Source organism: Streptomyces sp. NPDC048523 (genome assembly GCF_043199815.1).
Taxonomy (GTDB): Bacteria; Actinomycetota; Actinomycetes; order Streptomycetales; family Streptomycetaceae; genus Streptomyces.
In genome coordinates this window covers 87,250-106,454 of record NZ_JBICWQ010000015.1, presented here as the reverse complement: position 1 = coordinate 106,454, position 19,205 = coordinate 87,250, and the positions used below count along the sequence as shown (strand labels likewise).

General features: G+C 66.2%; 9 protein-coding genes and 2 pseudogenes. 7 read left to right on the top strand and 4 right to left on the bottom strand.

Annotated elements, in window-relative coordinates:
• Nucleotides 1-289: 289 nt before the first annotated feature.
• The 3 genes from ACGFWE_RS41425 to ACGFWE_RS41415 are packed head-to-tail and all read left to right on the top strand — an operon-like array spanning nucleotide 290 to nucleotide 1,508.
• Entirely contained in the window at nucleotides 290-601 is a 312-nt protein-coding gene (locus ACGFWE_RS41425) for a PadR family transcriptional regulator (protein ID WP_393605675.1), read from the top strand.
• Nucleotides 601-1,014 (top strand): hypothetical protein, encoded by a 414-nt coding sequence (locus ACGFWE_RS41420; RefSeq protein ID WP_393605674.1) that lies wholly within the window; start codon nucleotides 601-603, stop codon nucleotides 1,012-1,014. The genes ACGFWE_RS41425 and ACGFWE_RS41420 overlap by 1 nt, the downstream gene beginning before the upstream one ends.
• A complete protein-coding gene (locus tag ACGFWE_RS41415) occupies nucleotides 1,011-1,508 on the top strand; it encodes a hypothetical protein (RefSeq protein WP_393605672.1) in 498 nt (165 codons plus the stop codon). The genes ACGFWE_RS41420 and ACGFWE_RS41415 overlap by 4 nt, the downstream gene beginning before the upstream one ends.
• 594 nt (nucleotides 1,509-2,102) lie before the next feature.
• On the opposite strand, the gene ACGFWE_RS41410 is transcribed toward ACGFWE_RS41415, so the two are convergent.
• Nucleotides 2,103-3,218 carry a hypothetical protein gene (locus ACGFWE_RS41410; RefSeq protein WP_352390995.1) on the bottom strand — a complete coding sequence of 372 codons (1,116 nt, stop codon included), beginning with the start codon at nucleotides 3,216-3,218 and terminating at the stop codon, nucleotides 2,103-2,105.
• 373 nt (nucleotides 3,219-3,591) lie between these two features.
• Here ACGFWE_RS41410 and ACGFWE_RS41405 point away from each other — a divergent pair, with 373 nt between their 5' ends.
• The gene (locus ACGFWE_RS41405; RefSeq protein ID WP_352390996.1) at nucleotides 3,592-4,596 is read left to right on the top strand and encodes a hypothetical protein; all 1,005 of its coding nucleotides are present in this window, start codon (nucleotides 3,592-3,594) and stop codon (nucleotides 4,594-4,596) included.
• A 630-nt stretch (nucleotides 4,597-5,226) separates the two neighbouring features.
• Here the strand turns inward: ACGFWE_RS41405 and ACGFWE_RS41400 are convergent.
• Nucleotides 5,227-6,015: a hypothetical protein gene (locus ACGFWE_RS41400; RefSeq protein ID WP_393605669.1), complete on the bottom strand. Its 789-nt coding sequence runs from the start codon at nucleotides 6,013-6,015 to the stop codon at nucleotides 5,227-5,229.
• Nucleotides 6,016-6,553: 538 nt separating this feature from the next.
• Here ACGFWE_RS41400 and ACGFWE_RS41395 point away from each other — a divergent pair.
• The 3 genes from ACGFWE_RS41395 to ACGFWE_RS41385 all read left to right on the top strand — a co-directional run bounded on the left by ACGFWE_RS41395 (nucleotide 6,554) and on the right by ACGFWE_RS41385 (nucleotide 18,112).
• Entirely contained in the window at nucleotides 6,554-10,756 is a 4,203-nt protein-coding gene (locus ACGFWE_RS41395) for a LamG-like jellyroll fold domain-containing protein (protein WP_393605667.1), read from the top strand.
• 192 nt (nucleotides 10,757-10,948) lie between these two features.
• Nucleotides 10,949-17,716 carry a polymorphic toxin-type HINT domain-containing protein gene (locus ACGFWE_RS41390; protein ID WP_393605665.1) on the top strand — a complete coding sequence of 2,256 codons (6,768 nt, stop codon included), beginning with the start codon at nucleotides 10,949-10,951 and terminating at the stop codon, nucleotides 17,714-17,716.
• 6 nt (nucleotides 17,717-17,722) lie between these two features.
• Nucleotides 17,723-18,112: a hypothetical protein gene (locus ACGFWE_RS41385; RefSeq protein WP_393605663.1), complete on the top strand. Its 390-nt coding sequence runs from the start codon at nucleotides 17,723-17,725 to the stop codon at nucleotides 18,110-18,112.
• A gap of 247 nt (nucleotides 18,113-18,359) precedes the next feature.
• Here ACGFWE_RS41385 and ACGFWE_RS41380 read toward each other — a convergent pair.
• A pseudogene (locus ACGFWE_RS41380) lies at nucleotides 18,360-18,711 on the bottom strand (tyrosine-type recombinase/integrase); the annotation flags it as partial.
• A pseudogene (locus ACGFWE_RS41375) lies at nucleotides 18,711-19,188 on the bottom strand (replication initiator); the annotation flags it as partial. The pseudogenes ACGFWE_RS41375 and ACGFWE_RS41380, both read right to left, overlap by 1 nt.
• Nucleotides 19,189-19,205 lie beyond the last annotated feature (17 nt).

Below are 19,205 nucleotides of genomic sequence, written 5' to 3'. Positions count from 1 at the left end.
CTACTTCGTGGACTGCCGTCCACGACCAGCGGGAGTACGCCGACAGACCAGCACGCCAGTCCTTTGAGCAGCGACTTCAAGTTGGCGGAGGCTCAGTGAGAATCGCAGTTGCAACGAGGCGCGTCCGGCTTCGGCACCCGAAGGTCCCGGAGCCGTTCGACAGGCGCGATGCCCCTGCACGAGCCACCGGTTGTTCATGGCGGGCAGGGGGCGGCGGGCGACTGCCCGCGGTGCCGACGAAAACGGCAGACACCAAGATTCCTACATGTGTAGATTAAGCGTCGTGAAGATGACCCGGACGCTTGAATGTGTGCTGCGGGCCTTCCTGGAGGACCCCGCAGCTGCCCGGTACGGCTACGACCTCATGAAGGCGACAGCCCTGCAGAGCGGGACCCTGTACCCGCTGCTGGCCCGCCTGAAGGAGGGCGGACTGGTCGAGGCGCACTGGGAGACGCCGGCTGAGGAAGGACAAAGACCCCGCCGCTACTACCAGTTGACCGCTGAAGGCGCGCGTTGGGCGCGCCTGGAGCTCGCGGAACTGGCCCAACGCCGCAGCAGGGGTGGCGCCGGTGCGACCCGCCCCGCCCCGGGAGCCATCTGATGAGCCGTACACCCTGGGCGCTGCGTGCCGGAGAGTTCATCCTGCGCCGGATCTGCCGAGGGCTGCCCGCCGAGCAGGCGGAGGACTGCTTCGCGGAGTGGGCGGCTGAACTTCCCGCGATCTGCGATGACGAAGCGCTGCCCCGGTGGCGGGCTTCGACGCGGGCTCTCGCCTACTGCCTCGGACAGCGCCGCACTGCAGGTTTCCTGATGCCGCCGCCCGACGATGACTCAGCCGAGATGCTCCGGGCCGCACCTCTGATCGCAGCCGCGCTGATCTTTGCTTTCGACGACTCGCATGGCCTTGTCGGTGACATCGGCACGTACACGGCCGAACTGCTGTCGGTGATCGCGGTGTTCACGCTCAGGCCTCGCAGAACCAAGCGCAAGAACGGCTCCCGGGGGAGTGGATGAACACCCGTGGCCTGCACCTGGCCTGCCTCGTGCTCAGGTGCCTGTGCCGTGTGCTGCCGGCCGACGTGCGCGAGGAGAGCTATGCGGAATGGTGCGGAGAACTCCAGCCCGTGCGGGATGCCGGCGGCCAGGGCCGGCTCGCAAGTGCTGGGCGGGTCACCGCCTACTGCGCCGGTCATGCCCTGAGCGTCGCGCGGCTGCGCCGGATATACCGCAAGCCGCCAGGCGTCCACGCGGAGCAGGCCCGCCGCCGCGCCAGGGTGCTGGTGTCGGGGGCGACAGCAGTGGGCATCGTCATCGGCCTGGTCGCCACAGGACCACTGGGGCCGCCGACCTCCTTCGCCGTCGCAGCTCTCGCACGCGACGAGCGCTTGCTGATGGCTGTCGTGGCGCTGTGGGCGGCGTGGATCCGCGTCAGTCTCACCCGTCTGGCCTGCATCCTCGAACGTCGGGCGGCCCGACGGCACGCGGGTGGGCAGGGAGGACCCCGATGAACGAGCTCCGTCGGCTGCCAGGCGCTGCCGCATCGCTGGCAGCCCTGTGTGCAGGGCTGCCAGCGTGGGTCTACGTAGTCGGCATCGCCGCATTCGCTGGAATCTACATATGTCGCCTTGTGCTGGTGTACAGCTTTGCTGTCCGCGCTCTGGACAAGGCCCGTGCGGCCCACATCCCCGACCTCATGAACGCCGTCAGCGGCCACACCCCACCCAGCGAGCCGCCACGGCGCCAGCCAGGTAGGACAAGCCAGCGACCCTGAGCCGAAAAGCCCAGGCAGACGCGCACAGGTAACGGGCCGCTGCCTGGCGGCGTCTCCGGAAGCGGGAGACGGAGACCAGAGCGTGCGGCAAGCTCCCGGGACAACGCACACATCACGTGACGGCACCGACCCCGACCAGTTTGGTGACGACGGGCCGGGGGCCACTCGTCCATCCACGCACAGCCTCGACGGCCGCCTCGACAACCGGGAGTCGGCCTTGCTGCGCCGCGAACCCGGTGCGTAGTTCTTGGAGACCCAGCGCACCAGCTGGCCAGCATTCGGCGCGCAGGTGGCGGGAGCTGACGCTCTTGAGCGGTCTGTGCACCGCGGGCTAGCGTCGCTGGCAGCGCCCGCGCAGCTCGGCGATGACTGCCTTCTCATGAGTGTTGAGATCCCCATCGACGGCGGCGACCCGTTCGGCGGCGTAGACCACGTCACTGAGGTCTCCGGGCTCGGTGTCGATGCGGTGCCAGACCTCGTCCGGGTCGATGCTGACGACGTTGGCGAGTTGCTCGTCATCGACCTGATGCCGTTCCCGAGCAAGCCGCGTCAGCTGCTGGAACAGCAGGGTCTCGGAGTCAGTGATCTTGCCGTCAGCGTTGATGACGAGCCACGCAACCCACAGCATCAGCCGCGGGTGCTGCGTACGCCGGATCAAAGCGTCGGCGAGTTCGATCACCTTTGCTTCGTCACGAAACACAGACCTGGCGTGGCGTCCCGCAGCCACGGTGGTGTAGCGGTTCACGAGGATGGTGAGGGGGATCCCGACGCCGGGAATGCCGAACTTGATGATGTTGCGCTGCAGGAGGTGTTTCCCGATGAACGGAAGGCTCTTCGCGGCGGCGAGTACCGGGCCGGAGTAGTACTTCTTGAGGACTTGCCGGACCAGGCCGGGTACGAACTTCATGCTGCCGCGGGCGACTTCTCCGGCCTTGATGCCGAATGCCACCCGGACGAGTTTCATCACGTCTTCGGGATCGTCCACGTCCAGGGGAATCCGGTAGATCACCGCGATGTCGTAGGCCAGGCGCATCTGTAGCTGGCTGATGTACGTCAGGTCAACCATGAACGTTGCCACACCGGCGGGGACGGCGGCGGGACTGGCACCGCCCAACGACCCGATGGTCGCGGCGATCGTCCCGGTGTAGAGGCTGGAGGTGAGCCCGCCTTCAATCATGGCGCTCTTTGCCGCCAGCTTGATCTGCTGCCCGACGATCCCGTCCGCGGGCACACCCTTGTACTTCTGCTGAAAGTACTCCCAGGTCGCCCTCTCGGTGTACGACCGTAGTGCCTGGGCACAGAGTTTCGCGAACCAGCCGCCAGACTTGATGTCGTCCGCGCTCAGCCCCGCAACAAACTCCCGCAGCTTGGCGCGCTCCTGTTCGACTGCTTCGCGGTCGGCGTCATCGTCACCAGCCTCGACGGAGCCGGGCAGCGCTTCAGCCACAACGGGGTCTCCCTCCCGGATAGTTCAGCAACCTGCAAGATTGCCAGATACGGCAGAGGAGCGCCGGTATCTGCGCGATCCCACCGCTCCTCCTTCCGCCTCCGCCGGCGTGGCCACACGCACGACCCTCACCAGCTGTGATCCGCCTTCGAAACAGGCGTCACCCGTAGGAGGATTCATGACTCATGGTCTGACTGCACTGGCCAGCGTCCCCGGCAGAGTTGTCCTCACACGCTGGGAAGGCTGCCGCTCCAGGACGTAGGCGGGCTGTGTCACTTACGACATGGTGCAGGACTGGGGGGAGGGGGGACCGGGGAGATCATCACGGCGGTCTCGTGCCACGCTTAAGGGAGGTGCCGTCACAGGGGGATGTGTGCAACCCAATGAGTTTGTCGTTACGTACAGGGCAGTTGAGTTCTCCACTCCTCCTGGACTGAACGGTACCCACCGCCTCATCTTCACGGCCGACGCACTTGCTCATGCCCTTTTCACTACCGGCCGTGCACCCGGCGACGCTGCCGGTCACGGCTGGACCTCGGTATTCGAGTGGCTGCACCGGGTAGCCCTCATGCCCGCCTACCTTCGCCGACGACGGGACGGTCGGATCACCCGCTCCGATTTGGCCCGCGAGCTGGACCGCTCGGAGAAGGTCGCGCTCTCCTACGCGGTGGGCCAGGCCATGACTGGCATCTTCGCGACCCAGCTTCTCGACGTGCGCTTCCTGATGCATGTCGATCGGTACGGCGGGTCGTATCAGCTCGTCGTCCCTCCGAATACCAAGAGCCGTCCCGACCTCTTCGGGCAGCGCAGGACGGGGGGCTGGGTCGTGGCTGAGGCGAAGGGCCGCTCAACGCCCATCGATGCCGATCTGAAGAGGAAGATGCGCCTCCAGAAGCGGATGATCCGGTCCGTCGCGGGCACGCCACCTGAGATCGCGTACGGGTGCTGCGCGTACTTCGAGAAGACCAACGGTCAGGAGTGGCTTCGCCTGTACTCGGTGGACCCAGAGGAGGACGAACCGGAAGCCATCGACTTTCGCGTCAGTAGCCCGGACCATTTCATCGCCGCCTACTACGCACCCTTCCTCTCTGCCATCAGGGCAGGCGAGCCTGTTCTGGACACCGAGCCCAACTACCTCACAGCCGACCTCGGACCCTTCGGCATTCGAGTATCCATTCTGCGATCCATTGCCGAGCGTGTACGAGCGGCTCAAGACGGCCGGATGCCTGGCCTGCAGAGCGACGTGCTCGCCCTCCTGCCACGCGCCTCCGAGTGGGAGGTCGCTCCAGGCCTATTCGCCGACGGGACGGGCGTAACCACGAAGTGGGCAGACGCATTCGCCCAGCAAGACTGGGATGGACTCGACGAGCGCTGGTGACGCACACAGGGGGACGCACCTACCGGTGTCACGGTCTACCAGGCATGCATGGCTGCACGCCCGATCCGCTGCGCGGAGCGTCCTTCGGGCGCCGCTCGCACGGCAGGTCCAAGCCCGACCGGGGCGGGGCCGGGCTACAGCCGAGACGCTACATCGGGCAGCGGAGTTGAGCGCTCAGCCTCGCCCACCGGGCACGGCTTCGCACGGCCTTCACCCTGAGCCCACATGGCCGGCACAGCGCTGTGCGCCCGGTTCACAGAACAGGCCGAATTCTCTCTTGTTGATCGTGACGTCGATAGCCATATACGGCTCAGGGATGATCGTGATGGAGGACCCCGCCGGGGCGTTTGGGAGCGCGTCGACTACTGTGCCGACGGCTTTGTCAGCAGAGCGGCCCTCGCGAAGGGTCCCGGAGGCCCTGCCCCCCATTTCGGTGCCCTGGTCACACGGCGGGGCGTGCTCCGAGCACTGCACCATGGTCAGACAGCGGTAATCGAATGAGCCGTCGGCCTTGACGGTGATGCTGGCGCAGGACCAGGTCCAGGTCCCGACGAACTGTGCCAGTGGCTTCCTGGTCCTGCGCGGCGGGCTCCAGACAACTGGAGTGTCCTGGCCTGCAGGGTGAGGAGTTCAGGCGAGCTTTTTCAGCTGTGCCTCGATGAGGTCCTGGGGGATGCTCGGGGGCTGGAAGGGGTTCAGGGACATGAAGGTGGCGACGGTGGAATCCTGGCGGATGATCAGGACGGTGACGGGGATGCTGGGTCCCCCGCTGACGGCGACCTGGGTGGCGTCGAAGGCCAGGGTTTCGTCCCCGTAGCCGGAAACGGGCCGGGCCTGGGCATCGGAATAGCCCAGTCCGGGACCAGGGTGGGCAGAGGACGGGCGTATCTCGGCGGTGGTGCACTGCGGAAGAGCTGTGCGCAGTGTGGTCATTATTGTCCGGGCGTCGGTAAGGGGGTAGGACGTCAGGCTGACGCTCGCGTGCTGCCCGAGATCGTCGGAGTCGGACACGATGTCCTGGCTGACCTGGGCTGTGAAATTCCGCAGGCCGCCCAGTTGTGCGGCCGCGTAGACGGCTTGGCAGGGTGCGGGCGTGACGGCGCGGTAGGCCGTGAGCGCGTCGTGGTTGACCGGGCTGCCCTTGCCCGTGACGGTCTTGACGGTGTAGCCGGGGATGTCGTCTGCGGTGAGCGCCAGACGGTCGAGGCTCTTTTGATCGAGTCCCCTCCCAAGCGCGGAGGCAGGAGATGGGGCTGACCGCGGAGGCGCCGAGCTCGCCGACTTTGTGGACGCGGCAACCGCCCCGTTGGGCTTCTCAGCGTGATCTCCGCTTTCTGTACCGCACGCGCCAGCCAGCGCCAGCACTGACACGACACCCAACACCGCGGCGAAGCGTCTTCCTGCTGAAGAAACGTTCATCACTGCCCCCATTCCCGGGCGCCCGTCTGGAGCACCCGCACAAGAAACCCCGGCGTGCGCCGGGGCCGAAACGCTCCAGAGCCTAGCGGGGGAGTAGCGAAGTGCCCTTCGGCTGGCTCGATTTGGGACCAGAGGGCACGGCACTGGCTGGCGTTGCTCTGTGCTCACGCAAGGCAGGCGCCGCAGAAAACGTACCTGCCGCGGTCGTGGTGCGCTGCTGGCGACAACTCCTGGGACTCGACCAGTGATTGCAGGACCACCGCATAAATTTCGCCCCATTGCCCCCATACGCAACATGCATCCACATGTGAGTCTCTAGTAAGAAAGTTGTGGATGTCTTATGTTGCAATCTGACCACCTGGCTGAACGCGTTCGACCAGGGTCCAACTCATCTTCATACGGGGGAGTTCACGTGAACTCGCACGGGGGCGGACGAGGGCGACGCAGAGGCTGCGTCGCCCTCGTCACAGCCATGGCGCTCACTACAGGCATGTTCGGCGGCGCAGCAGCGGCGAGCGCGAGGGGCACGAACAGTTCGGTGACCGGAGCCCCCGGCGCCGACGCAGCCGGCACCGGGGCGGAGACTGGCACGGGGGAGGGCGCGGACGCTCAGGCGCTGGCGGAAGCCGCGCGCACGGGCGAGCGAGTCGAGATCGCCTCATTACGTGGGGAGAGCAGCGAGGTATTCGCCACGCCGGAGGGGAAACTGGAGGCCCGGGAACACCTGCGTCCCGTACGGACCCGGGTGGACGGCAAGTGGCGGGACATCGACACCACCCTGGCCCGCAGGCCGGACGGGATGGTGGCCCCCGCTGCCACAACGGTCGGCCTTGCGTTCTCCGGTGGCGGGTCGGTGCCGCTGGTGCGGATGAAGAAGAGCGGCCGTGAACTCGCGCTGTCCTGGCCCGGGCACCTTCCAACTCCAGAGCTGAAAGGGAGCACGGTTACCTATCAGGACGTGCTGCCTGGGGTTGACCTGCGCATGTCAGCACAGCAGGACGGTTTCACCCAGCTTCTGATCGTCAAGTCGGCCGAGGCTGCGGCGAGCACGGAACTGAGCGAACTGCGTCTGGACCTGGATGCCGACGGCATGAGCGTGGAGGAGACCGCGGACGGCGGTTTGGCAGCGCTCGACCAGGGCGCCGGCAGCGCGGTCTTCGAGGCCCCCCGCCCCATGATGTGGGACTCGAGTACCCAGGCCCCCAGTGGCACCGCCCAGCAATCCGCCCTCACCAAGGCCACCGCTGCGGCCGCCCAAGCCAAGACCGACACCGACATTTCCGGGACCGCAGCTGCCGAGTCCGCGAACATGGCGCCCGTCGGCGTCGACGTTCCCGCAGCCCAGGACAGACTCGTGCTGACGCCTGATCACGACGTGCTGCGGGGCAAGGACACGGTCTACCCCGTCTTCATCGATCCCCAGTGGTACTCCCCGAAGGCCACCGCCTGGACGATGGCCTCCAAGTACTGGGCGTCATCCCCTCAGTGGAAGTTCAACGGTGACTCGGATGCGGGCATGGGCTACTGCAACTGGTCCTACTGCGCCCCGCACGACACCAAGCGGCTCTTCTATCGCATCCCCACCTCGAAGTTCGCCGGCCGCAGCGTGATCTCGGCGGAGTTCGTTGTCCGCAACACCTGGTCGGCGTCCTGCACGGCGAAGGGCGTGGAGTTGTGGCGCACCAAGGACATCTCCTCATCGACGACCTGGGACTCGCAGAACGCGAGCGGCTTCTGGATCGACCACATCAGGACCGCGTCGTTCGCCTACGGGTTCACCGGTTGCGCGGCAAGGGACGCGGAGTTCGATGTGAAGTCTGCGGTCCAGCAGGCGGCGGACAAGAAGTGGTCGACGATGACCTTCGGTCTCCAGGCGGAGAGCGAGAGCGACGGGTACGGCTGGAAGCGGTTCTCGGACGACGCCTACCTGCGCGTGGAGTACAACCGTCCGCCGCCGCAGATCAAGATGTCACAGCTGACGATGGAGTACGGCGGCGCGTGCAAGAAGCCCTCCAGCGCCGCGCGGGTGCGCACCCTCGGCAAGATCTACGCCAACAATGTCACCGACCCGGACGGTGACTCCGTCTCCGTGGAATTTTGGGCGAGCTGGGACACCGGTGACAGCAAGGGTGTGGTCACCCGCTGGAAGTCCGGCCGGACGACGGAGAAACGGTCCGGTTCGGACTTCGTGATCACTCTGCCGTCTTCCATCCCCCCGGACAAGACGGTCAGCTGGTACGTCCGTTCTTACGACGGCGCCCAGTACTCACCGTGGTCGTACTCGGGTGACCCGACCGCCTGTTACTTCAAGTATGACCCACTCGCCCCTAAGGGCCCGTCCATCTCCTCCGCCATCTACCCGGCCAAGAACGCCGCTGACCCGAACGATCCCTTTTACGACGGAGTGGGCCAGTACGGCGACTTCGTGATCACCGGTGCCGAAGCTGACGTGACCAAGTACTGGTACGGCCTCAACGGCGACCCGGTCTCGACCAACAGCGTCACCACCTCGGGCGGGGCAGCTAGAACCGTGCCCGTCCTGCCGCTGCGGCCGGGCCCGAACACCTTCTCGGCTCAGTCGTTCGACGCTGCCGGCAATGCCTCAGAGATCGTGTACTACCAGTTCCGGGTCAAGGCGGGCCAGCGTGAACGGGCCGCCTGGTCCATGGGCGAGGCATCCGGCGCCACCGCGGTAGCTGGCAGCGCCCCCGAACAGACTGTAGGTCTGTACAACGGACCCACCCCCAGGACGGCGGGCAGATTCGGCACGGCGGTGCAATTCGATGGCGTCGATGACTACGCCGCCACCGACCTCGCCACGATCAACACGGATGTCAGCTTCTCGGTGTCCGCGTGGGTGAAACTTTCCGCCCTGCCGTCCGGGGCGGCCGTCGCGGTCTCCCAACGGGGCAACAACGCCCCGGGGTACGAGCTGTACTACTCCAAGGGATACGACCGCTGGGTGTTCAACCAGTACAGCTCCGACAGCGCCAGTGGCACCCCCGTCCGCGCCATGCAGGCCGCTCCCGGCGGAGCCAAAGCCGGTGAGTGGACGCACCTGGTCGGCATCTATTCCGCTGGCGAGAAGTTGCTGAAGCTGTACGTCAACGGCCAACTGGCCGGCACCACGGCCTACAGCACGGCCTGGAACGCGCGGCGCGGCATGATGATCGGTGGCAGTTTCGTTGCCGGAGCGTCTGTGCCCGCCTCCCCCTTCCCCGGCGCCATCGATGAGGTGAAGACCTTCGAGAAGCCGCTGTCGGCGGACGAGGTCACAAGCCTCTACAGTTCGAACTCGATCGCCGGCGGCCGCCCCGCCCGCGCGGTCTTCCACATGGACGATCCTGCCGACGCGACCGTGCTGAGCGGCCGGGCCGACGTGAACCCTGCGATTCTGAAGGGCGGCGCCGTAGCCGGCTCGGCCGGCATCGACGGCAACGCGCTGACCCTGGACGGCATCGACGACTATGCGACCACCGGCGGCCCGCACATCAACACCTCGTCCAGTTTCGCCGTCGCGGCCTGGGTGAAGCTGCCGAAGACCAAACCAACACACGCTGCGACCGTCACCGCGCAGGCCGGCGCCAAGGTGACCGGCCCGGAACTGTACTACTCGAACACCTATGACCGCTGGGTGTTCAACCAGCACAGTGCTGACACCACCGACTCGACCGTGGTGCGGGCCATCCAACCGGCGGGCACCACCGCGTACGGGGGCGAGTGGGCCCACCTGGTCGGCGTGCAAGACACCGAAGCAGACACCCTCTCGCTGTATGTCAACGGGAGCCTGGCCGGCACAGCAGCCTTGCCCTCGACCTGGTACGCCGGGGGAGCCGTACAGATAGGCGCCAGCTCATTCGAGGGCACGCCCACCTCGTTCTTCCCCGGCCAGATCGACGACGTGCGGTACTACGACCGGCTGTTGTCCGCCGGTGAAGTGCAGCAACTGTTCAAGCAGCGCGCGGTGGTCAAGGGGCGCTGGAAATTCGAGACGTCCTCCGGCACCCCTTCAACCTCCCCGGACGCCTCCGCCTCGGGCAACGCCATGACTCTCTACAACGAAGCCGCCGCGGGCTCTGACTTGGCAGACGGCGATATCGATGGTGCCGTCGTTCTCGACGGCATTAACGACTACGCCGCGGCCTCGGTGGTGCCGGTCGACACCAGCGCCAGCTTCACCGTCAGCGCTTTCGTCCAGACGGCGGCTATCCCGACCAGACCCGTCACCGTCATCAGCGCACCCGGGGCCACGAAGAGCGCGTTCGCGGTGCGCTACGAACCCAGTGCCACTCCCGGCACCGATCCGGGCCGCTGGCGGATCTCGACGGCGAGCGCCGACAACGCCTCCGCCGGGGTCTCCGACATCGGCAACGGCATGTTCTTCAGCCCCACCGACTGGAACCACGTGGCCCTCGTCTACGACGGCTTCTCCAAGGAGCTGCGCCTCTACGTCAACGGCGAGATACAGGAAACCGCCGAATGCGCCGACGCAGACGAAAACGGAGTACAGGACGACGCGAGCTGCACCGACAGCCTCTCGTGGGCCGATGACGTCCTGACATACAAAGCCACGAAAACCCTGCAGCTCGGCCGGGACACCATGGGGAGCACGCCCGGCCAGTACTTCCCCGGCGCACTCTCCGACGTCTGGGTCTTCCAGGGCGCGCTGACCGAGACGCAGATCGGCCACCTCTCCGTCGGCATGCCCGGCGTGGAGACCCAGGTCCCCAGCGGCGACTGACCCGCACCGCTCCCGGGGCGGGCCCGCCGCACGTAGCGGGCCCGCCCCAGCCCCCACTCTTCACCGCGCCGTGCGCGGTTGTCCCGCTGCCCGCGGACACTCAACGGGAGGAAACGAACGCGCATGAAGACCGGACCCCGCTCCAGAACGACCCGGCCATGGCGCCGAGTGGCAATCACCACGGCCACCCTCATGACCGCGACCCTGCTTCAGACTGCGGGAGTACCCGCCGTCGCCGAGGGCTGGCACAAACCCGCACTGCCGAAGTCCGAGTCACCCATCGACGTCCGCCCGGCCGGCAAGGCCATCCCCCGCAGCGTGACCAAGGGACCCCGAACACCCGCAAAGACACCCGCCACGACCTGGCCGAAGACAGCCGCCAAGTCGGTGACCCTCAGTCAGGACAGTTCCCCAGTCGCGGGCTTGCCCCTCACCCTGGGCACGAAGAACCGGACAGGCGCGGCTGCTGGCAGCTACACCGTGCGCACGCTGTCCCGCGAAGCCTCACGCAAGACAGGCGTCGACGGCCCAGTCTTCGCCCTGACCCCCCGTTCAGATGGCACGCAGCGGGCCGGCAAGGTGCGCGCCGGACTGGACTACTCCTCGTTCGCCGGTCTGTACGGCGGCAGCTACTCCTCCAGGCTCACCCTGGTCCGGCTGCCGCAGTGCGCACTGACCACACCACAGAAGGCGCAGTGCCGGACGACCACCCCGGTCAGCACCGTCAACGACACCGAGAAGCAGACGCTGACCGCGAACTCGGTCGCTCTGAGCGCGAGCACCGCGACCGTGCTGGCCGCCACCGCTGGCGCGAGCAGCGACAAGGGCGACTTCAAGGCAACCGCCCTGGCCGCCTCGTCGACCTGGAGTACCGATCTGAGCAGTGGCTCCTTCTCGTGGGCTTACGACATGCCAGTGCCGCAGGTGCCCGGCGGGCTCACCCCACAGGTCGGCCTCTCCTACTCCTCCGGCGGAATCGACGGCAGGAGCGGGAACACCAACAATCAGGCATCGTGGGTGGGTGACGGTTTCGACTTGGCACCCGGCTTCATCGAGCGCAAGTACAAGAGCTGCGCGGACGACGGCGTCACCAACGCCGACGGCAACAAGCCGGGCGACCAGTGCTGGGCGTACGACAACGCCACACTGTCGCTGAACGGTTCGGGCGGGGAGTTGGTGCCCAACGGCACCAACTCCTTCAAGCTCCAGAACGACGACGGCACAAAGATCGACCGGATCTACGGCACCCCCTCCGATGTGCGCTCCAATGACGCCCGCAATGACGAGTACTGGCGGGTGACCACCCCCGACGGCACCCAGTACTACTTCGGCTACAACCGGCTGCCCGGCTGGGTCAGCGGCAACGAGACCACCGACTCAGCCTGGACGGTTCCGGTCTTCGGCGACGACGCCGGCGAGCAGTGCCACGCCTCGACGTTCGCGGCATCCTGGTGCCAGCAGGGCTGGCGCTGGAACCTGGACTACGTCGTGGACCCGCACAACAACGCGGTCGCGTACTACTACGACAAGGAGCCCAACTCCTACGGCCGCAACCTCACCGCTGCCGACGACACCCCGTATGTGCGTGGAGGAACGCTCGACCGGATCGAGTACGGGCTGAAATCGAACGCCATGTACTCGGCGAAGGCGCTCGCCAAGGTCGACTTCACCAGCAGTGAGCGGTGCATCCCGGATGCCTCGACCACCTGTTCGTCCATCTCCACGGGCGCCCAGTACTGGTACGACACCCCCTGGGACATGAACTGCAACGCGGGCACCGACTGCGACAACGGCCGCTTCTCCCCGGTGTTCTTCACCCGCAACCGGTTGACCTCCGTCGCCACCCAGGTGCTGGTGTCCGGCTCGTACAGCAACGTCGACGACTGGAAGCTCGCCCACCGCTGGGGCATGGCCGACACCGACTACCAACTGCTGCTGGACTCCGTCCAGCACACCGGCTACGGCGCCGGCAACACCTCCCTCACCCCGCCGAAGGTCACCTTCGCCTACAAAACACTCGCGAACCGGCTCGACAAGACCGGCGACGGCTATGCCCCGTTCCTCAAAGACCGACTGTCCTCTGTCGCGGACGAGGTAGGCGGCCAGATCGACGTCGGATACGAGGCCTCGGAGTGCGCCTTCGACGCGCTGCCCACCCCGGAAACCAACACCACCCGCTGCTTTCCCCAGTACATCGGCGGCAGCACCAGTGACGACCCGGACCTGCAGTGGTTCAACAAATACGTGGTCGCCACGGTCACCCAGACCGACCGCACCGGCGGCGCCCCCGACCAGGTCACCATGTACGACTACCTGGACGGTGCCGCCTGGCACTATGACGACGATGACGGCATGACCAAGGAGAAGTCCAAGACCTGGTCGCAGTGGCGCGGTTATGGCCACGTCCGGGTGCGTTCCGGCGGTCAGGGCGGCGCCTCGGCGATGAAGTCGCAGGAGGACTCGTACTTCCTGCGCGGCATGAACGGTGACCGCAAGAACGCCTCCGGCGGCACCAAGACCGTGTCCATCGCACTCGGCTCCGGCGAGGGCGACGCGATCACCGACCACGAGTCTCAAGCCGGCTTCGCCTACAAGAGCGTCACCTACTCCGCTCCCGGCGGCAAGGTACTGGCCAAGAGCGTCAGCCGCCCCTGGTACCAGCAAACCGCGAAGAAGGTCCGCGACTGGGGCACCGTCACCGCCAACCTGACCGGGACCGCCTCCAGCCAGTCGTGGACCTCGCTGGACGACGGCGCGGGCGTCAAGTGGCAGACCACGTCGACGACCGACACCCACGACACCACCACCGGTCTGGTCACGCAGACCAACGACCTCGGCGACACCGCCACCGCAGCCGACGACCAGTGCACCCGCACCACCTACGTCGCCGGTAGCGTCCCGCTCGGGGCCCCCGCACGGATCGAAACGGTCGCCAAGGCGTGCGACGCCACCACCAGCCGCCCCGACGACGTCATGTCCGATGTCCGCACGGCCTACGACGGCGGAGCGTACGGGGCTGCGTCCACGAAGGGCGACGCCACTCGCACGGCGAAACTCAAGACGTACAGCGGCACCAGTGCCGTCTACCTGGAGTCCACCTCCACGTACGACGGCTACGGCCGAGGACTCGTCACTACCGACCTGACCGCCAACCTCACTGTCACCTCCGCGGGCACGCTCACCCGGGCCGTCCGCACCGACGGGCGAGTCACTACAACCGCATACAACCCGACCTCCGGCTTTCCGACCAGCAGTACGGTGACCACCCCACCCGCCACGCCGACGGACACGACCACGGCGCAGACATCGACCACCGCCTACGAGGCACTGCGCGGTCTGCCGCTCACAGAGACCGACACCAACGGCAAGGTCACCACGTACGCGTACGACGCGCTCGGGCGCACCGCCAAGGTGTGGCGGGCGGACCGCCTCACCGGCCAGACCCCCAGCTATGAGTTCAGCTACACCGTCGCCGAAAACCAGCCGGTCGTGGTAGCCACCAAGATCATCGGCAACTCCGGTGCGCAGGACACCTCGTACACCTTCTACGACGGCTTCCTGCGCACCCGCCAGACCCAGGTGCCCGGCCCGGAGGGCGGAACCCTACTTGCCGACACCTTCTATGACGAACGGGGCCTGGTCGGCAAGGAGTTCGCGTCCTACTACATCACCGACGCACCCTCGACCACGCTCCTCAAGCCGGAAAAGGCTCTGAGCGTAGAGACCCAGACCCGCCACACCTACGACGGTCTAGGCCGGCAGACAGAGCAGCGGCAGATCGCCGGCAACGGCGACGGCGGTACCGCTTTCGGGATCACCAAGACCATCTACAACGGCAACACCACGACCGTCATCCCGCCGACCGGCGGCACCGCACAAACCACCGTCACCGACGCCCGCGGCCGCACCAGCGAACTACGCCTGCTTCATGCCCGAGCCCCCGAAGCCGCCTACGACGCCACCACCTACAAGTACAGCCCGCGAGGCGAACTGGCCAAGGTCACCGACCCCGACGGCAATGTCTGGACCTGGACCTACGACCTGATGGGCCGCCTGACCGACACCACGGACCCGGACAAGGGCGCCGGCCACAACGACTACGACGACCGCTCCCAGCTGACCACCAGCAGGGACGGCCGCGGCAGTGTCCTCGCCTACAGCTACGACGATCTGGGCCGCAAGACCGAACTGCGCGAAAACTCCTCCACCGGAACCCTGCGCGCCAAGTGGGTCTACGACGCCATCAGTGGCGCCGAGGGTCACCTCGCGTCCAGTTCCCGCTTCAGCGGCGGCCAGGAGTACAAGTCGAGTGTCGTCGCCTACGACCGGCTGTACCGGCCGACGCGTACCCAGGTGACGATCCCGTCGAAGGAGGGCACGCTCCAGGGCACCTACCTGTCGACGACGTCCTACAACGCCTCAGGCACGGTGCGAGGCGTCGGTTACCCCCAGGCCGGTGACCTCGCCGCCAACACCGTCACCTACACCTACGAGGACGGCACCCAGCGGCCCATCAAGGTCAGCGGCCCGCTGAACCTGACCGCAAACGCCCGCTACAGCTACACCGGCAAGCCGATGGAGTACTTGCTGTCCGCGAACGGCGGAAAGACCACCTACGAGCAGAACACGTACCAGTGGGGCACTCAGCGGCTGGCAACCACGACCATCGGCCGCCAGGACGTGCTGGGAACGGACCAGGAGAACACCTACACCTACGACGAGGCCGGCAACGTCCTGTCCGTCTCGGACACCTCCCGTTCCGGCACCGACAACCAGTGCTTCAGCTACGACTGGGCTGGCCGGCTCACCGAGGCCTGGGCCCAGCCGACCACCGGCTGCGTTTCCACACCCAGCACCTCAGTATTGGGCGGCCCGGCCCCGTACTGGACGTCCTACTCCTACGACAAGGTCGGCAATCGGCTCACCGAGACCCAGCACGCCACCACCAGTGGTGCCTCGACCACCCAGCGCAACTATCACTTCCCGGACCCCGGCGCGACCCGGCCGCACTCGCTGACCTCGGTGGACACCACCACCGGCACTGTGAAGTCCGCCGACAGCTTCGGCTACGACGACGCGGGCAACACTCACACCCGACAGCTCGGCGACGGCGCCTCCCAAACCCTGGACTGGGACGCCGAAGGACACCTCGGCAAGGTCACCCAACCCGTTGAAGGCGGAAGCGACAAGGTTACTGAGTACCTGTACGACGCCGACGGCACCCGCCTGATCGGCCGCACCCCGACGGAGACCACCCTCTACTTGGGCTCTACTGAAGTCACGCTGCCCACCGGTGCCACAAGCGCCAAGGGCACCCGCTACTTCGACGTCGGCGGCGGCCACCAAGCCGTGCAGACCAACGACGGAACCATCTCCTTCACCCTGGCCGATCACCACGGCACCGCCCAACTGTCCGTCAACGCCAACACCCAGGCGCTGACCCAACGCCGTACCCTGCCCTTCGGCGGACTGCGCGGCACCGCGCCCAGCTCCTGGTCCGGAACCAGAGGCTTCGTCGGCGGCACCACCGACATCGCGACGGGCCTCACCCACCTCGGGGCTCGCGAGTACGACCCGGCAACGGGCCGGTTCCAGTCGGTCGACCCAGTCTTCACAGCCGCCGACCCGCAGCAGATGCACGGCTACAGCTACGCCAACAACAACCCGCTGACCTACTCCGACCCGGCCGGCACGGAGATCGGATCCCGGACAGACTCCTGCCAGTACGACCTGAAGTTCTGCGGCAAGAACACCCATAGGGAAGTCGGCTACGACGCCAAGACCGGCACGATCGACTACCACCGCGGGAACATCTATAAGCGTGCCCAGGCCAAGAAGCAGTGGGTGGCAGCCAACACCCCAGTCACCAACAACCTGAACGAACTCTCAGACCGATTCTGGTCGCCCAGATCAAACGGCGAGTTCACGGACGACTTCTGGTACAACCCGGTCTATGAATCATCCGAAGAGGGTGTCGCCTGCTTCGGCCGTGAGGGTTGCGCCCAAGCCTACCAGTACGTACTGCACGGCGGCACAGACGTCAAAAAGGCCAAGGAAATCGCAGCCACCTATTGCGTCTACAACGCCGAGGAGTGCAGCGATAAGGCCGAGGCTGTCGCTCGCGGCGGCAGAATCCGTGACGCCATCAACTCGGTAGCGCTAGAACTCCTCACCGCTGGCGCCGTCGGAAAGGGTGGCGGGGCCGCCGGAAAGGCAGGGCCCTGCAACAGTTTCGTTCCCGGCACCCAGGTCCTCATGGCCGACGGTACGACCAAGCCCATCGAAGACGTCAGAACCGGCGACAAAATCATCGCCACCGACCCGAAGACCGGCCGCACCACCGTCAAGACAGTCACCGCCCAGATCCTCGGAAAGGGACTGAAGAATCTGGTCAAAATCACCTTGTCCCTCAAGGTGGGCGGCAGGATACATACATCCACGATCACCGCCACGGACGGCCATCCGTTCTGGGTTCCGGAAATACAAGCATGGGTCAACGCCACCGATCTAGCCGCCGGAGAAGAACTCCGCACACTGACCGGACAACGGGTACAGGTCACCAAGGTACACCGCTGGAGCCAGCGGGCGACCGTGCACAACCTCACCATTGCCGACTTCCACACATACTATGTGCTGGCGGGACGGACGCCTGTCCTCGTTCATAATTCCGGGTGCGGGCCGGGGATCACGACCCGCCATGAAAAGGCTGGCGACATCGCTAAATACCGCGATGGTCAGACGACCCGGGATCCAGCGTCACAGTGGTACCACGAGGAGCTGAGCAATGAAGAGCTCCTGGACGGCATTAATAACCCTGGAGAGGGAGACGGGATCCTCGTTTCCCGTGACGGAACAATCCTTGGAGGGCATCATCGTAAGGATGAACTTCAGAGAAGGATCGCGGACGGGCGCATAGACCCGGACACGGAAATACGCATCGATGTCTACGATCCGGAGTAATTTCTGATGGCCCTGATTCATTCGACCGATTCTGACTTTCGCGTATGTCAGATCGACTTCGAAACGCTGTTGGCGATTCAGGTGGAAGCGGAGGAGCGATCCTTGACGACCCGGTGGTCCTCGGTGGACGCCCTCCGCAGCCAGGTCAGGGAGGGCGCTGTCGTCCTCCAGTCGTTGATGCGAGAGGAGCGAGGGGGAACCGTTCGGGCGTACAGGTGCCTCGTGTTGTTCTCATCTGCAGACGGCGAGGAGTCCGGTGGAATTGCGACGGTAGACCTTACCCCGGAAAGGTTCGAATCATTGGAGCGACTTGATCGCGACTCGGATGTCCGGAAGGCGCTTGTTCGGATGTTCTCCCTCGCGGTGGGTGGGATTTCGATGATCTCGAAGAAGTGACAGGTTCTGTAGATTTCCATGCTTGAGAGACTTCGATGCGCTGCTGAGCTAGTCAAATTCAGCGCAGGAAATCGTGACTCCAATCTTAGTCTCATTTCTGAAGAGTCTCTGAATTGAAGCGTTCGAAGCGCGGAGATTCTGTGCCGTCACCCGAATGCCTCTGGGGCCCGCTGATCTTCAGCGGGCCCCAGAGGCGTCTTGACGGCGACCGTGACGGCAACGTCAGCGGACGATGGGAGCGAACAGTTGGGTCCTCGGGGGTGTCGGTCGGGTTGAGGGCATCACCGAGGGCGTCGATGGCTTGGCGCTGGAGGCGGAGTCGTACGGGGACGTAGACACCGGCGGTGACGCCGATGGGCGTGGCCGAGGAGTTCCTTGATGACGACGAGGTCGACGCTCTGTTCCAGGAGCAGGGTGGCGGTCGAGTAGCGGAGGTCGTGAAAGCGGATTGTCCGGAGCCCGGCGTTGCGGAGGAGGCGGTGGAAGCGGCGGGTGAGGTTGGTGAGGTCGAGCGGCTTGCCCTTCGGGGTGGTGAAGACAAGCCCGTTGTCCGTCCATCCCCTTCCGGCCGCCTACCCATCTTCCTGCTGTCGTTCCTGAGCGTGGTGTCCGGGTCGTGCTCGGGCAGGCCGGCATGGGCGTGGGCCTGTGCGGTGCGCCAGGCACGGCGGCCGTCGCGCAGCGCGCCGAGCGTGACGGAGTAGCGGCGGGACTTGGTGGAGAAGTGACCCCGGAAGCCGAGCATGTGCGCCCACTTCCAGAGCTTGAGATCGGCGAACTCCGGCAGGCGGCCCAGCTCCCAGCAGGTGCGGCTCATCTGCCGCACGTGCCGCGCAACGGCGATGCGGGGCACCGGCCGGGCCTGTCCGGTTCCGTCGCAGGCGGTGCACGGGATGGGGTCTCCGTGGGGGCAAGAGGGTGGCGCCGCGGCCCTGACAGGGGCGGCAGAACAGGGCGCGGCCGAGGGTGCCGGAGGCGTCGGCGGACTTGATGGCGTACTTCGCCACGTAGGCGGTGACGGCCTGATCGGTGAGTTCGCTGTCGGTACCGAAGGCCGTGATCTCGCGCACGTCTAACGAGCTCGTGCACAGTA

Coding starts and splice junctions, on each gene's coding strand:
- ACGFWE_RS41425 (WP_393605675.1), top strand. CDS start 290: ATGACCCGGACGCTTGAATGTGTGCTGCGGGCCTTCCTGGAGGACCCC.
- ACGFWE_RS41420 (WP_393605674.1), top strand. CDS start 601: ATGAGCCGTACACCCTGGGCGCTGCGTGCCGGAGAGTTCATCCTGCGC.
- ACGFWE_RS41415 (WP_393605672.1), top strand. CDS start 1,011: ATGAACACCCGTGGCCTGCACCTGGCCTGCCTCGTGCTCAGGTGCCTG.
- ACGFWE_RS41400 (WP_393605669.1), bottom strand. CDS start 6,015: ATGAACGTTTCTTCAGCAGGAAGACGCTTCGCCGCGGTGTTGGGTGTC.
- ACGFWE_RS41390 (WP_393605665.1), top strand. CDS start 10,949: ATGACCGCGACCCTGCTTCAGACTGCGGGAGTACCCGCCGTCGCCGAG.
- ACGFWE_RS41385 (WP_393605663.1), top strand. CDS start 17,723: ATGGCCCTGATTCATTCGACCGATTCTGACTTTCGCGTATGTCAGATC.